Annotated in this window: 9 protein-coding genes; 6 read left to right on the top strand and 3 right to left on the bottom strand. The window is 41.2% G+C overall.

The features are described 5' to 3' along the window. Positions 1-112: 112 nt before the first annotated feature. From L0Z67_RS20270 to L0Z67_RS20280, 3 genes are all read left to right on the top strand, one after another. The gene (locus tag L0Z67_RS20270) at positions 113-2974 is read left to right on the top strand and encodes an FAD-binding and (Fe-S)-binding domain-containing protein (RefSeq protein WP_237115516.1); all 2862 of its coding nucleotides are present in this window, start codon (positions 113-115) and stop codon (positions 2972-2974) included. A 132-nt stretch (positions 2975-3106) separates the two neighbouring features. Then, positions 3107-4720, top strand: a complete 1614-nt coding sequence (locus tag L0Z67_RS20275) for a sensor domain-containing diguanylate cyclase (protein ID WP_237115515.1) — start codon at positions 3107-3109, stop codon at positions 4718-4720. 50 nt (positions 4721-4770) lie between these two features. Beyond that, complete coding sequence (locus tag L0Z67_RS20280; RefSeq protein WP_237127526.1) at positions 4771-5472, top strand: M15 family metallopeptidase; 702 nt, start codon at positions 4771-4773, stop codon at positions 5470-5472. On the opposite strand, the gene L0Z67_RS20285 is transcribed toward L0Z67_RS20280, so the two are convergent. Continuing rightward, positions 5473-5967: a hypothetical protein gene (locus L0Z67_RS20285; RefSeq protein ID WP_237115513.1), complete on the bottom strand. Its 495-nt coding sequence runs from the start codon at positions 5965-5967 to the stop codon at positions 5473-5475. 124 nt (positions 5968-6091) lie between these two features. Between L0Z67_RS20285 and L0Z67_RS20290 the strand changes: the two genes are divergently transcribed. Continuing rightward, on the top strand, positions 6092-10105 hold the full coding sequence (locus L0Z67_RS20290) for a rhombosortase-dependent M36 family metallopeptidase (protein ID WP_392353430.1): 4014 nt from the start codon (positions 6092-6094) through the stop codon (positions 10103-10105). Between the two features lie 115 nt (positions 10106-10220). Here the strand turns inward: L0Z67_RS20290 and L0Z67_RS20295 are convergent, their stop codons facing one another. Both L0Z67_RS20295 and L0Z67_RS20300 read right to left on the bottom strand, forming a co-directional pair. After that, positions 10221-12386, bottom strand: a complete 2166-nt coding sequence (locus tag L0Z67_RS20295) for a M3 family metallopeptidase (RefSeq protein WP_237115511.1) — start codon at positions 12384-12386, stop codon at positions 10221-10223. Between the two features lie 15 nt (positions 12387-12401). Next, positions 12402-13337 (bottom strand): endonuclease/exonuclease/phosphatase family protein, encoded by a 936-nt coding sequence (locus tag L0Z67_RS20300; protein WP_392353433.1) that lies wholly within the window; start codon positions 13335-13337, stop codon positions 12402-12404. A gap of 130 nt (positions 13338-13467) precedes the next feature. On the opposite strand from L0Z67_RS20300, the gene L0Z67_RS20305 reads away from it, so the two are divergent. After that, the gene (locus L0Z67_RS20305; RefSeq protein WP_392353435.1) at positions 13468-14799 is read left to right on the top strand and encodes a dihydroorotase; all 1332 of its coding nucleotides are present in this window, start codon (positions 13468-13470) and stop codon (positions 14797-14799) included. A 12-nt stretch (positions 14800-14811) separates the two neighbouring features. Further along, a complete protein-coding gene (gene folE2 / locus L0Z67_RS20310; RefSeq protein ID WP_392353437.1) occupies positions 14812-15696 on the top strand; it encodes a GTP cyclohydrolase FolE2 in 885 nt (294 codons plus the stop codon). The last annotated feature ends 113 nt before the right edge of the window (positions 15697-15809 follow it).

The following is a 15809-nucleotide window of genomic DNA, read 5'->3' on the forward strand; positions in this document are numbered from 1 at the left end:
AAACCTTGGCAAGTTGATAATTTATCAATTTAATGGGTCGCTTTTTAGGTCAATTTAAAGTAATAATATATTCCATATTCATCAGCGTAAATATGACAAGCTCGGGGGCGAGATGGCTTTAGCTCGATTGCACGCATTTAAACAGCAAATTAAACCTTTTTTACCAGAGTCTGCATTAATAGAAGATTACTCGCGCCGGTATGCGTATGGCACAGACGCGAGCTTTTATCGATTAATCCCTGAGTTAATTGTATTAGTTAGCAATCAGAATCAAGCACGACACGTGATCATGGCTGCCAACGAGCAACAAGTCCCCATCACGTTTCGGGCCGCTGGAACGAGTTTATCTGGGCAAGCAATTACCGATTCGGTATTGGTTTTATTGTGCGATAGTTGGAGCGAGTTTGAGATTATTGATGATGCCGATGCAATACGCTTACAACCGGCGATCATTGGCGCTCGAGTAAATCAAGTGTTAGCCCCATTTGGTAAAAAAATTGGCCCTGATCCCGCTTCAATTAATAGCTGTAAAATAGCGGGTATGGCGGCAAATAATTCATCGGGTATGTGCTGTGGGGTGGCGCAAAACAGCTACCACACAGTAAAAGATATGACCCTAATTTTTGCTGATGGCACTGTGCTTAATACGGCTGATAGTCAAAGCTGTAATGCCTTCTTGCAAAGCCATAGTCGCTTTGTTGATGAGTTAATGAGTTTGGTTGACAGTGTGAAGCAAAACCCAGACTTGAGTGAGCGCATTGCCCATAAATACCGTTTAAAAAATACCACAGGTTATGGTTTAAATGCGCTGCTGGATTTTGCTGAGCCAATCGAAATCATTAAGCACTTAATTATTGGCTCTGAAGGTACGTTAGCTTTTATTGCAGATATCACCTACCACACCGTGGTTGAGCATAAGTACAAGCACACAGGCTTCTTTATTTTTAACGATATAAGCAAGGTGTGTGAGCTGGTACAAAGGCTGAGTGAACTTGATGTTGCTGCGGTTGAGCTACTAGATAAACGCGCCCTGATGTCGGTGTCTGAGCATGCCATAATGCCAAAAGAAGTGGCCAGTTACCCAGAGCAGTCAGCGGCACTTTTAATTGAGTTAAGAGCTGAAAATGCACAGGCTCTTGATGCGCTCACTAAGATCACCGAGCAACTTCTTGCCGAGTTTAAGCAAAGCCAACTGGCAGTGATTGAGTTTTCTGCAGACACTGCCCGTAATGCGGCACTTTGGAATATCCGTAAAGGCACGTTTCCTGCGGTTGGTGCGGTGCGCGAAACAGGCACCACAGTGATTATTGAAGATGTTGCCTTTACCCTTGATAAATTAGCTGAAGGTGTGAATGCGCTGCATCAATTATTTATCAAATATGATTATGATGAAGCCATTATTTTTGGTCATGCATTGGCCGGAAACCTGCATTTTGTATTCACCCAAGCCTTCGACACACACGAGCAAGTAAACCGATATGAGCAATTTATGGCTGATGTGGCGAACTTAGTGGCGGTTGAACTAAAAGGGTCATTAAAAGCAGAGCATGGCACAGGCCGCAACATGGCGCCGTTTGTTGCCACTGAATGGGGAGACGATGGCTTTGCGGTGATGGTTGCACTTAAAGCATTATTCGATAAGCAGAATATTCTTAATCCTGGGGTTATTATTAATCACGACAAAAATGCCCACACTCAGCATTTAAAAGTTATGCCTAAAAGTGATGATATTATTGATACCTGTATTGAGTGTGGTTTTTGCGAAGTTGTTTGCCCATCAAAAGGACTTACCTTAACACCTAGGCAGCGTATTACTTTATGGCGACATCGCACCGAGCTACACAATCAATTACTAACAACCGACGATGTAGCGAACAAGCAGAAGTTAAATCAAAAGCTTAGTGTTATCGAGGCCGATTTTAAATACCTTGGTATTGATTCGTGCGCGGCAACCGGTCTTTGCGGCCTTAAATGCCCCGTGGGGATAAACACGGGCGAATTTATAAAATCACTTAGAGCTGAGCAAGCCTCATCAAACAAGATTGCGCGGTCATTATCACGTTTTGCCAGCAAGCATTTTGCGGTTGTTGCCTCTGGTACACGGTTTGGCTTAACCGTCACGCAGGTGCTTGAAAAAGCAATTGGCAGTAGTAACCTAATAAGCCTGAGCAAATCTGCTAATAAGTTGCTTAGTACGCCGCTGTATTACTCGGCATGGCCAAGAGCAGAGCAGCCAATTAATAGGCAGTTTCAACAATCCCAACAAGCAAAAAAGTTGGTGTATATGCCAAGCTGCGCAAGTCGGGTTTTTGCGGCTGATAAACTTGCCGATGATAAGCGTTCACTGCTTGATGTAATCTGTTCACTCGCTGCAAAAGCAGGCTATGATGTGGTGCTACCGAAGCACGCTGATTCACTTTGCTGCGGTATGCCATTTGCTAGTAAAGGCTTTAACAAAGAGTCTAAAAATAAGAGTGAGCAGTTACTTACTGAGCTTGAGGCACTTTCAAATAAGGGCCAATATCCAATCGTTTTTGATGCCAGCCCTTGTGCGCTCACCACTCTTAATGCCGCACAAAATACGGCACTCACAATTTACGAAAGTGCCGATTTTGCGGCTCTACATTTATTGCCTAATTTACAGGTTACGCCCGTAAATGAGCCTGTGATGCTTCATGTTACCTGTAGTTCAAAGCGATTAGGTAAAGAACAAAGCCTAGTATCACTTGCCAAGGCATGTAGTAATGAGGTGATTATTCCAGCAGATATAGAGTGTTGTGGATTTGCTGGTGATAAGGGCTTTAACTTGCCTGAACTAAATAGCAACGCCTTAAAAACCCTTAAACAACAAGTACCAAAGAACTGTCGTCGCGGCGTGTCAAATAGTCGTAGCTGTGAAATTGGTTTAACTGAGCACAGTGGCGTTAGTTATCAGTCAATTTTGTATTTGTTAGATCAGCAAAGTAACGAGTAGAGTATTTGCTCTTTTTCTTGCGCTAAATCAAATTATGACAAAAGTCCTATAGAGGTACAAAGTAGTAGTTGCTAATATAAAGGTATTAGATGTACCCGATACGGATATTGGGTTTAATGTGAGAAAAATACCGTGCTTAATAGTCTTAGAACAGGTTTAAACCTGCATCGTTTAATTTTGTTGCTAGCGTTTTCGGCAACGCTGATTACTTTCCTTAACAGTTATTATTCAAGTTACCAAGTTCAAAAACAGCAACTTATCAATGAAACTCTAAATAACCATAAAGCTTATGCAGCTAAACTGGTGTCAGCTACAGATAACTTTTTACTAGCTGCTCAACAACAACTTGCTTATGTTGGTAAAATATTAGAGGCAGATTTTAATAATCAAGGGTTAATTAATGCTGAAACCGAACGCTTAAGGTTACAAACCAATAGTTTTAATTCTACGATTATTGTAAATAAAAAAGGCAATATTTTAGGCGTTTCTCCAGCCTCATTAAACTTACAAAACCTCAAGGTCGACAGTTTTGGTACTAAAGCCGCGTTATCATACCGTAGGCCAATGATAAGTGAGCCATACATTTCCATGGCTGGTAATCTGCTTATTTTTATGTCACAGCCATTGTTTGATAAAACAGGGGAGTTTATCGGCTATGTTGGCGGTACTTTATATTTAAAACGTGCCAGTATTTTGAATGAATTATTGCAAGTTCACTACTATCAAGATGGCTCGTACTTGTATGTCGTGGATGAGAATAATCGTTTACTTTACCACCCGAATAAACATCGTATAGGCGAGCAAGTATTTGATAATGAAGTTATTGAATCGGTTTTAAGTGGTCACGCTGGCACACAGGTCGTTAAAAATAGTCAGGGTATTGAAATGCTTGCTGGGTACGCACCTTTGTCGGTGGCTCCCTGGGGAGTCGTCACGCAAAGACCCCTCCAAAGTACACTTGCGCCGCTTGATACGCTTATGTGGCAGGTCTTTTTACGTACTGCTCCAATCGGTTTGTTTACTTTTCTACTCATCTGGGTATTAGCAAGACTTATTTCGCAGCCACTTAAACAGCTGGCAGAAACAGCGAGCACATTAGATAGACCAACAACATCGCAAGAACTTAAGCAACTTCGCTCTTGGTACTATGAAAGTAACGAGTTAAGAAATGCGATGCTCAAGGGAGTGGGGCTTTTGCAAAGTAAAATAGGCCTACTGAGGCATGAAGCACAGACGGATCCTTTGACTTGCCTACACAATCGAAGAAGTTTGGATATCAGATTAAGCCATTTGATGGCACAGCGATGCCCATTTGCAGTATTAGCAATCGATATAGATCATTTCAAGCGCGTCAATGATGAGTTTGGTCATGATATTGGAGATTTAGTGCTGCAATCACTGGCTAAGTTATTGGTTGATGCAACGCGAGAAGGGGATGTTGTCGCTCGCACAGGTGGGGAAGAGTTTATCGTTATTATGCCAAAGGTTACGGCAAAACGTGCCTATCAGCTTGCTGAACGCTTAAGAATGCAAGTGTCTGAATATTATATAGAACCTGTGGGTTGTATTAATGTGTCGATTGGTATTTCAGGCTGGCCTCTGGAGCAGCTTAGTATTGAGGACGTGATGAAATTAGCTGACCAAGCACTCTACAAAGCTAAAAAAACAGGTCGAAATCGTTGTGTACTTGATGCTACATTTTGCCAAGATCTTCCACTTGTGTCTGAAGTGCCAGTGTTGGAATAAGTTATTTTATATGCAATAGTAAACACCATTAGGTTATTTTGGAAAATCACATGGTATCCATTAGTTCGTCTCGTTTAATGAAAATGGCTTGTGTGTTGAGTGTCATTTTACTCCATACATCGCCAGTGCAAGCTAAGACGAATGAGAATAAGCGTAGTGAGTTTATTGATGTTGGTGAACTCCTTCCTAATGCGGTTTTAGATATTCGCTACTTTGGGCGTCATAACTTTGTGGGCGCTCCTATTGATGGTTACACTGCGCCTAAATGTTTATTGCACAAAACCGCAGCGAATGCGCTTAAAAATGTACAAAAGGCAGCTCAGAAAGAGGGGTTGAATTTAAAAATATTCGATTGTTATCGTCCACAGCGCGCTGTTGATCATTTTGTACGTTGGGTTAATGATTTAAGTGATACGCGCACCAAAGCTGAGTTTTATCCTAACCTTAATAAAGATCAGCTGTTAGGTGATTATATTGCTGCTAAATCAGGCCACAGCCGTGGCTCAACCATTGATTTAACGTTAGTTGATGCATATGGTGTTGAGCTTGATATGGCATCACCGTTTGACATGTTTGATACGCTTTCAAATACGGATGATCCACGTATTAGTGCCACTCAAAAAGCTAATCGTTATAAGCTTAAAACACTTATGAGTGATGCGGGTTTTGCTCCGTATTCAATGGAGTGGTGGCATTTCACTTATCAGCCGCAGGCTTACCCTGCGACTTATTTTAACTTTGTAATAAAATAATTAACGTACTTCGCTAATGGGTGTGTAATCCACCGCAATTTCAACAATACCCACTTCTGGGTATTTTTCTAATTCAGTTTTAACTACTTTTAAATCAGTATCTTTATCGACAAAAAAGCTGTACGTATGCTCAGCTACCCTTTTTAACTGATAGGTGTCTAGCAGTGCTAAAGATGCTTCTTCGGTTTTTAGTGTAATAAACACAGTACCAGTCACCGTCCCTTGTTCTGAATTTGCGTGGTTAAAGACGATGGTTCCTTTTAAAAGCTGCTCAGAGTTGTAAGTTAGTTTTTCACCATTGTTATTAACAGAATTATTACTCGTTTTCGTTAACTCTTCAGTTTTTTTTGTTGTGGTTTGTGGTGTATTTTGCTCTTTTTGAAGCGCTGTATTTTTAGGTGTGTCTTCCTTTTTATTTATATTTTCATCTTTTTGACAACCTAATGTTAACAAGGATAACACTATAATTAGTTGTATTTTATTAATTTGGTGCATCTAATCTCCTACTATTGTTACTTTTGTTTACAGTTTTTACTGTTTTTTATTAACAGCTTTAGGTACATTATAGTTGGTTAAATTGTTAACCAAAATTAAAAATATAACAACAGGGAACTTATGCATGGCTAAATTTAAAGTAAGCGCTGTAGCAACATTAGTAACGGCTATTTTGGCATCATCACAAGTACAAGCAAGTGAACAAACTCGCTTCTACAGTGCCGCTAGTACAAGCTCACACGCGCAATTCAATCCACAAATAACTCAGCAACGTGCATTAGCTGAGCGCCGCACTGTATCGGGTCATAAATCTATTTTTGATGCTCAATTAGGTAAAGCAACATTCTTATGGCAGGCTGTTGGTCAAGCAAAACCAGATATGTCAGTTGTTTTACCAGAGCAACGCAATGCTTACGCTGCAGATTTTTATTTGAATGCGCTAACGGGTGTAAGTACAGCTAAGAAAGGTATATCAAGCGCCGTATTAACGGATTTATCTGAGCAAAAACTGGGCTCAATCACGGCTAAATACAAGCAAAAAGTACATGATATTGAAGTATTCAACCGTGAATACAATTTAATCATGGATAAAGAGCAAAACTTAGTAGCTGGCTCTGGTTACTTTGCCAACGTTAGTTCAAATGCGACTAAATCATTTGCACCACTTGCTAAATTTGTGGGTGCTGAGCAAAGTATTAAGCGTGCTATTAAAGAGCTAGCAGATATCAATGTTTCGCTGGTTAAGTCTACAGAGCAAGGCGACTATGTTAAGTACAATGTAACTAACCAAAATGGTGAAAAAGTTGTCGTTGGTCAACCACGTGCGAAGAAAGTATTTTTTGAAGTTAATGGACAACTTGAGTCAGCTTATTATGTTGAAGTTGAAGTTGCCGATAAAAATAGTCTAGATAGCGACTACTTCAGCTATGTTATTGGTGCTGACAACAATAAGGTTTACTTCAAAAAAGACTTAAAAGCACACGCGGCAGACTTTAACTATCGTGTATGGGCTGATGCAGATGGTTACCCATGGGAAGGTCCACACGGTGACGTAATCCCAGCAGATGGCCCTGATCAAGTTGATGAAACTGAAATCCTAGATGCACCTTTAGTTAGCTTATCTTACTACAGTAAGCTGAGCACAATGGACCCGTGGCTTGAGGATGATGCAACGACTACATCAGGTAATAACGTATTTGCGTATGCTGATGTTATTGCACCGCAAGGTTTTACTGAGGGTGACTTTACCGCTGAAACAACGTCTGATTTTACTTTTGACTACCCATATCAAGTTGATCAGGTTGCTAATAGTTATGACAACCGTAAGGCAGCAATCGTTAACTTGTTCTACATGAACAACTTCTTACACGATTTCTTTTATGATCATGGTTTTGACGAAACATCAAATGTTGCACAAGTATCTAACTATGGCCGTGGTGGTGTAGAAGGCGATCCTATTGAAGCGCAAGCACAAGATAACAGCGGTCTAAACAACGCAAATATGTCTACACCAGCAGATGGTGCAAGCCCTCGTATGCAAATGTATTTATACAACTCAAAAGATGCGAAAGTAGGTGTCGATTTTGGTGTTGTAGTTACATCTGATGAAACGATTGGTCTTCTTGAGTCAACGCAAGTTTCTGGTTTTGGTCAAGGTCAGTTTGCAGACGTAGCCGCTGAAGTTGTACGTCTAATCGATGGTAATGATGTTGATTCAGGGAGTGTAACGGATGGTTGTGAGCCTGCAACGAATGCAGCTGATTTAGCTGGTAAAATTGCGTTAGTTGACCGTGGTTCGTGTAACTTCACTGCAAAAGTATTCCACGCTCAAGAAGCGGGCGCTATTGGTGCAATCGTTGTAAATAATGATCCTAATACCGATGATCCTGCACCTATGGGCGGTGAAGATGATGCCGTGCTTATTCCAAACATGGGACTTAACTTTGCCGATGGTCATAAAATGTATGACGCGATAGATGCAGGTAATGTTGTAACTGTAAACATGTTTAACAAAGCAACGTTAAAAGATGGCACGTTAGATAACGGTATTATTGCACACGAATGGGGTCACTATATTAGTAACCGTTTAGTCGGTAACTCGTCTGGTCTTATCAACTTCCAAGGCCGTGCCATGGGTGAAGGCTGGGGTGATTTCCACTCACTTATGTTTATTGCCAAAGCAGGCGATATCAACATTGCTGGCAACGACAAGTTCCAGAAAGCTTACGGTAGCGGTACATTTGTAGAAGACTTCTATTTTGGTATTCGCCGTGTTCCATATTCTACAAACATGGAAGTAAACCCACTGTCTTTCCGTCACATTACTGAAAATGCAGGAACGGACGTTGGTATCGCGCCAACAAATGTGGCTTCGCCTCATGCTGCCGGTGAAATTTGGGCAACAATGTTGTGGGAAAGCTATGTTGCACTAATCAACGAGCATGGTTTTGAAGAAGCACAAAATCGCATGGCAAACTACCTTGTTGCGGGTTATAAACTAACACCAATTGCGCCGCTATACACAGAAGCACGTGATGCTATCTTAGCTGCTGCTTATGCTGTTGATACAAACGACTACGAGCTAATTCTAGGTGCGTTTGCTAAGCGTGGTATGGGTTTAGGCGCTGTTGCTCCAGAGCGTTTCAGCACTGACTTAACCGGTGTGGTTGAATCTGATGATATGGAGCTTGCTAGCTTTACTCTTAAAGATGTGAGCGTAAACAATAACTTTAACGGTGCAGAGTTAGGTTATTGCTCGAATGATAACATTCTAGATAAAGGTGAAACCGGCACACTAACCGTGAGCATTACCAATACAGGTAGTGAAACACTGACAGGTACACAAGCACAGTTGAGTGTTGTTAGTAACCATGATGTTACTTTTGAAAATGATGGCTTAATCACGTTTGATGAGATGACCCCATTCACATCGGCTACAAGTGCGCCGATTAAGTTTACACTTAATGACGCTGGTACGGCAGATACCCTTGAGATTCAAGTGTCATTCCCAGAGCTTTCTGCTGATGATGAAATTGTTGAAGCAGCAAGTGAGACACTCTCATATACGGTTAACATGGACTTTGAAGCAAAAGCACCTGTTGGTTCTCAAACTTCGGATAACATGGAAGTCGCTGCTACGTCACTTCATGACTTTAAAGAAAATGTAATGACGGGTGGCGACCTAGCTGAGGGCACTCAAAGCATGGCTAATGATGGCAACGTAGCCTTTTTCAATACTTTTGGTTTTGGGCTTGGTGAGCAAACCATGTACCTAAATAACAATGATTTTGAATCTGACGTTGCTGTTGAAACTAAAGAGTTTGAGATTGGTTTTGCTGGCGAGTTTGCAGTGTCATTCTGGCATTTCTATCTAATTGAAGAAAATTGGGATGGTGGTGTCGTTGAGATCAGCGTAAATGGTGGTAATTGGGTTGATGTCACTGAAATGGGGGGCACATTTGATGTTGGTTATGATGGTCCGCTGACTGAAAATGATGCACAGGCAATTCAAGACCGTGATACGTTTACAGGCAATAATATTGATGAGAATGGTGCGTATGGTAATTACGAAACAATTCGATTTGGTACTGAGTTAAATGGTAACCGTGCGAAGCTTCGTTTCCGTTTATCATCGGATAACGCAGTGAGAGAGTTTGGTTGGTGGATTGATAATGTGTCATTTACCAATGTAACAACACCGATACTATCAAACGTTATCGCGGGTGATACTTTTGCATGTGATAATGCAATGCCAGTGATTAGCGTGTCTGGCGATGAAAGTATTTCTGAGTCTGCAACAGGTACGTTAAGCGTAACTGCAACTGATCGCAATAGTGATGATGAATTAACGTATGCTTGGACGCAAGTGAGTGGTTCAGCAGCAACATTATCAGGCGAAGATACTGCAACATTAAGTTTCACTCCAGGCTCAATCTCAGCAGATGAAGAGGTCGTCTTTGAGGTTGTTGTTAGCGATGGTGTTGCATCCGTGTCAGAGCAAGTAACGGTTGCTGTTACAAATGAAGCAGAGCCTGTGGTTGAAACCCCAGAGCCTAGAAAATCAAGCAGTGGTAGTTTTGGTTTCTTGACCTTACTACTTGCTCCATTAGCGTTAGTAGGCCGTCGTCGCAAACGTTAAGTTAATTATCAGACAGTGATAAAAACAAAGCCCTTACAGTTCTCTGTAAGGGCTTTTTTAGTTTCTGTGGACTTACCTGCTCATGTCATGGCAAGTAAAAAGTGGCATTACAAAACTATTGAACTGTCGCTTTTAAACCGCGGCGTTTTAATAATGCTGAAGTGTCAGGCTCTTGACCACGGAATGCTTTATACGATTCCATTAAGTCGCGCGAGTTGCCCATTTCTAAAATTTCTTTACGGTATTTGTCACCCATTTTGCGAGTTAAACCGCCTTGCTCTTGTACATAAGCAAACGCATCAGCTGCTAAAATTTCACTCCACATATATGCGTAGTAACCAGCTGAGTAGCCGCCACCCATAGAGTGTGAGAAGAATGCTGATTTATAACGTGGTGGTACAAATGGTACATTTACACCATGTTTTGTAAGTGCTTGTTGCTCAAACTCTTCAATGTCTTGCAATGGTGCATCTGCAGGCAGTGAGTGCCATTCCATATCAAGAAGTGCAGCAGCAACATATTCTAACGTATCAAAACCTTGGTTGAAGCTACGTGATTGGATTACTTTTTTCAGTAACTCATCAGGAATTGGTTCACCTGTTTTATGGTGTTTCGCATAGTTTGCGATAACTTCAGGGTACATTGCCCAGTCTTCTTCGAACGTTGACGGGAACTCAACGAAGTCGCGTGATACCGACGTACCTGAAAGCATAGGGTATTTTACTTTAGAGAACATGCCATGTAAGCCGTGGCCTAATTCGTGGAAAATAGTTGTCGCTTCATCATAGCTGATAAGCGTAGGTTCACCATTTGCGCCTTTTTGAATGTTCATTACATTAACAACAACAGGCTTTTGTTCTTTAAGGCCTGATTGTTTTACAAATGAGCTCATCCATGCACCGCCACGCTTACCTTCGCGAGCAAAGTAGTCAGCAAAGAAAATGGCTAAGCTGTTACCGTTTTCATCAAATAACTCATAGGCTTTAACATCAGGATGGTAAACTGGAATATCGTTACGTGGTTTGAAAGTAATACCGTATAAACGGTTCATGGTGAAGAATACACCGTCTTCTAGCACACGATTAAATTCAAAGTATTCTTTCACTGCATTTTCGTCTAGATTGTACTTATCTTTACGAACTTGTTCTGCGTAGAATAACCAATCCCAAGGTTGTAGTTTGAACTGTTCACCTGACTCATCGATCTTAGCTTGGATCGCTTCAGCCTCTGCATTAACGTTTTGCATTAACGCAGGGATCATACCTGCAAACATATCAAATACTGCCTGCGGCGTTTTCGCCATTTGTGACTCTAGTCCGAATGCCGCCCAACTATCATAACCAAGTAGCTTAGCCTTTTGAGCACGTAACTGAGCAAGTTCTGCAACGATTTCACGGTTACTGTTTTCACCAGAAAGTGCGCGCTCAGCTGAGGCACGCCAAATTTTTTCACGTAAATCACGATTTTTAAGTGTCGCTAAAATAGGTTGGCGTGTCGTGTTGGTGATCTTAATTAGGTATTTGCCAGAGTGGCCCGCTTCTGTTGCTGCATTAGCAAGCTGTTCAATTTGACCTGCAGGTAAACCTTCAAGTTCAGCTTTGTCATCAACAAGCACAACGTTCGTTTTAGTCAGTGCTAATAAGTTCTGCGAAAACTGAGTCGTTAAGCTTGAATGTTTTGTATTAATATCACGGATCTGTTGTTTTTCTTCCGCGGTTAGTTTCGCACCGGCACGTACAAAACGCTTGTAGTAAACATCTAAAAGACGTTTTTCTTCAGCGGTTAATGCTAATTTATCTGACTCAGCATATACAGCAGAGACTTTCTCAAATAAGTCTTTATTTAAAAAGATATTGTCGTTATGTGCAGCAAGCTTTGGTGCGAGCTCTTTTTGTATTTCACGACGCTTAGGGTTTGAATCACTCCCTGCTAGATTATAAAAAATGCTGCGGGTGCGAGTCAGTAATTCGCCACTTAGCTCAAGGGCAACAATGGTGTTTTGAAAGTCAGGCTTAGCTTGATTACTAATGATAGCTTGTACTTCAGCCATTTGCTCAGTCATGCCTTTATTGAAAGCAGGCATAAAGTGCTCATCTTTGATGACACTAAAGTCAGGTGTTTCGTATTGTAATACGCTTTTTGTAAATAATGGGTTTGCTTGCTCAACGTCAGCGGTTGTTGCAACTTGTTCAGTTGTTGTTTTATTTTCAGTTGTTTGTGGCTCAGAACAGGCCGTTAATAATAACGCTGAGCTAATCGCGGTTGCGAGTACGTGTTTCATTGTTTTCTCTTTGTTTTAAAAATTAAATTGCGCTGATAAAGCACAGTGATCGCTTAACATATGATCTGTGTTGTAATTGTGAAATTTCACAGAAGATGGCACCAAAGCGCGCCTCATGGAAGCTGATATCACAATGTGATCAATGGGCAAAGGGTACTTTGGATGACAACCTACTACACCATCTGTTGCGATAAAAAGGTTATTAGCTGCGATAAGTGGCGAACCATCATTATAATCTTTTTTATTTTTATGGTCAGAAGCTGCTAAAAGCTCAACTCTAAAATGGTTATTTATGGCTGTCAAATGATGGTTAAAATCACCCAGTATAAGCCAGTTTTCGCGAGCTAAGTTATGCTTGGCTAGGTAGCCTTTTAAATACTCAGCTTGTTTAGCATATACTGCACAATTTGATTTATTTGATACTGCATAATTTTCAACAAAGCAGCCACTTTTCATATGAACATTAAGTAAGTTTAATGGTTTACCCGCTTGTTCAATTTGTAAATGAATCGCTTCTCTTGCACCCACCTTTGCGTTAGCTAACTCACTTAGATGGTTAACCTGTTTTATTAAAATGGGCTTTCTCACCACGAAGGCGACTTTTTGTTGTGTTGATGCTTGCTTGTTTTCTCTGCAAGTGTAACTGGGTGAATCCGTTCGAGATGACATGATTATTTGCCATTGTGAGGCAGGAAATATTCGTTTAACAGCTGCCAAAGAGCCAACTTCTTGAAGTGCAATTACATCTGCATCAAGTGATTGCGCGTATTGGCGCATCTGAGTGTAACTTTCAGTGTCTCTGGCTTTACAGCCTGTACCATTGTGGGCTGCTAAGTGTTCGGTGTTCCAAGTGACCACGCGTAAGCTTTTGGCATTTGCAAAATTACTATTTACAGCAGATAGCAGTAGTAATGCCAAACTAGTCAAATGCGAATGTTTAATTATTTTCATCTACGACTATTACCTAAGAATAATGTTATGGTATGTTATATTGTAACAATTAAATCTGCAATCAATCTTGCCATGGAGTGCATTTTTTTTACGATAAGTTGCAAATGTTGCTGGATAAGCAAGGAGTCGTATGGCTATCATAATTAAACATGCCTGCGTTGTTAATGAAGGACAGCGCGGATCACAAGATATAAAAATTGTTGGTAAACGAATAGTACAAATCGCTACAGATATCACAGCCAAAGTGAATGATCAGGTGATTGATGCTAACGGTTTATTGCTGTTACCCGGCATGATCGATGACCAAGTTCATTTTAGAGAGCCAGGCCTAACCCATAAAGGTACAATTGCCAGTGAATCGGCCGCTGCTGTGGCCGGTGGCATTACCAGCTTTATGGAAATGCCTAATGTTTCACCCTCGACCACCACAGCAAAAGCCTTGGCAGATAAATACGCAATAGCGGCGCAAACCAGCTCTGCGAATTATGCATTTTACTTTGGCGCAACCCCTAATAACCTCGATGAAATTAAAGCCCTTGATGCCAAAAAGGTATGCGGCGTTAAAGTGTTTATGGGGGCATCAACAGGTGATTTACTGGTTGAGCATCCTCATGCTCTTGAGGCCATTTTTCGCGAAAGCCCTGTACTTATTGCAACCCATTGTGAGCAAGGTGAAGTGATTCAACAAAATCAGCGCCGTTTAGAAAAACGTTATGGCGAGTTACAAATAGAACATCACCCGTTAATTCGTGATGAATTAGCGTGTTATGCATCTTCATCGTATGCCGTGTCGTTGGCAAAACGCTATGGCTCGCAGCTGCATGTTTTACACCTTACAACGGCAAAAGAGTTGGCGCTATTTAGTAACGCACCCATAGAGCAAAAGCACATAACTGCCGAAGCCTGCGTGCATCATTTGTGGTTTAACCAAGACGATTACGCAAACTATGGTAATCTAATTAAATGTAATCCGGCAATAAAATCAGAGCAAGACCGCCAAGTTTTACTTGGCGCCGTGCGCGATGGGCGCATTGATATTATTGCCACCGATCATGCACCTCATACTTGGCAAGAAAAGCAGCAACAATACAGTGTTGCACCAGCAGGTCTCCCATTAGTCGAGCATGCGTTATTATCGTTACTTGAGCAGGTAAAACGCGGTGCGTTAAGTCTTGAGCAAGTCGTTGAAAAAACGGCGCATAATGTAGCAAAGCGATTTGCTATCGAAGAGCGGGGCTTCATTCGTGAAGGTTATTTTGCTGATTTAGTCCTGGTTGACCCAAACGCTGAAAAGCACGTCGAGCACACAAATACACGTTATTTATGCCAATGGACTCCTTTTAATGGCACCACTTTTTCACACCGAATTACACATACCTTTGTAAATGGAGAGTGTGTGTTTGATGGCACACATGTTTACCCGCATAAGCAGGCCGCTATGGCCTTAATATTCAATCGTTAAAAAGAAGTCGATATGCAATTACCGGATATTACCTCGCACTCTAATGTAGATTTTCAGTCGCCTTTGAAATGGGTTGGCATGGAAAAAATTGCACTGCCTTTAAAGCTTGCACAACCTCATGTTGATGTACATCTTAATGCCAAAGCGGATGTGTTCGTTAGCCTTGATAGCAATGCAAAAGGCATTCATATGTCGCGTCTTTATTTGTTACTTAATCAGCTATTGGCAAAACAGAACTTAACGAGTCAGGGTGTTAACGAGTTTATGAATGCTGTTTTAACATCACAAAAAGGCTTAAGTAAAGGCGCAAAACTGGTGCTGCATTTTGACTTACCACTGCTTAAACCAGCACTCCTTAGCGATAATGCAGGTTACAATGCTTACCCTGTTGTTTTAACAATTACTAAGCAGCAATCGCTCACCATTAACTTAAAGGTCGATATTGCCTACAGTAGTACTTGCCCATGCTCTGCAGCATTATCAAGGCAGCTTTTGAGTGAGGCGGTCGATAAACAATTTAGCGATGCCGCTATTGATAAAGCATCTTTACTTAATTGGCTTGCAAGTGCTCAGGGCTCAATAGCAACGCCGCATAGTCAGCGCTCTTATGCTTATATAGATGTCACTTTTAGTAATGAAAAACTGCCTGATCTGAGTGCTTTTATTAGTACCTGTGAGCAAGCTATTGGCACTCCTGTGCAAACCGCCGTAAAACGTGAAGATGAACAAGCATTTGCAGCCCTAAACGCGAAAAATTTACTATTTTGTGAAGATGCAGCAAGGCGATTAAAACAACACCTCGAAACTATGCCGAGTATTGCTGACTACCAATTTAAGGTCGAGCATCAAGAAAGTTTACATGGCCACAATGCAGTGGTTCATGAGTCTAAGAATTAGATCTCATAACCTTAAGTGTTTACAAATTTTGACAAAGATAGTCGCAAATCATTGCTATTAATAAAAACAAGGTGAATGATATGCCTACCAAAAATATTATAAAAAAGGATGAC

Source organism: Pseudoalteromonas sp. PB2-1 (genome assembly GCF_045040605.1).
Classification (GTDB): Bacteria; Pseudomonadota; Gammaproteobacteria; order Enterobacterales; family Alteromonadaceae; genus Pseudoalteromonas; species Pseudoalteromonas arabiensis.

Coding starts and splice junctions, on each gene's coding strand:
- L0Z67_RS20280 (WP_237127526.1), top strand. CDS start 4,771: ATGGTATCCATTAGTTCGTCTCGTTTAATGAAAATGGCTTGTGTGTTG.
- L0Z67_RS20300 (WP_392353433.1), bottom strand. CDS start 13,337: ATGAAAATAATTAAACATTCGCATTTGACTAGTTTGGCATTACTACTG.
- L0Z67_RS20295 (WP_237115511.1), bottom strand. CDS start 12,386: ATGAAACACGTACTCGCAACCGCGATTAGCTCAGCGTTATTATTAACG.
- folE2 (WP_392353437.1), top strand. CDS start 14,812: ATGCAATTACCGGATATTACCTCGCACTCTAATGTAGATTTTCAGTCG.
- L0Z67_RS20285 (WP_237115513.1), bottom strand. CDS start 5,967: ATGCACCAAATTAATAAAATACAACTAATTATAGTGTTATCCTTGTTA.
- L0Z67_RS20270 (WP_237115516.1), top strand. CDS start 113: ATGGCTTTAGCTCGATTGCACGCATTTAAACAGCAAATTAAACCTTTT.
- L0Z67_RS20290 (WP_392353430.1), top strand. CDS start 6,092: ATGGCTAAATTTAAAGTAAGCGCTGTAGCAACATTAGTAACGGCTATT.
- L0Z67_RS20305 (WP_392353435.1), top strand. CDS start 13,468: ATGGCTATCATAATTAAACATGCCTGCGTTGTTAATGAAGGACAGCGC.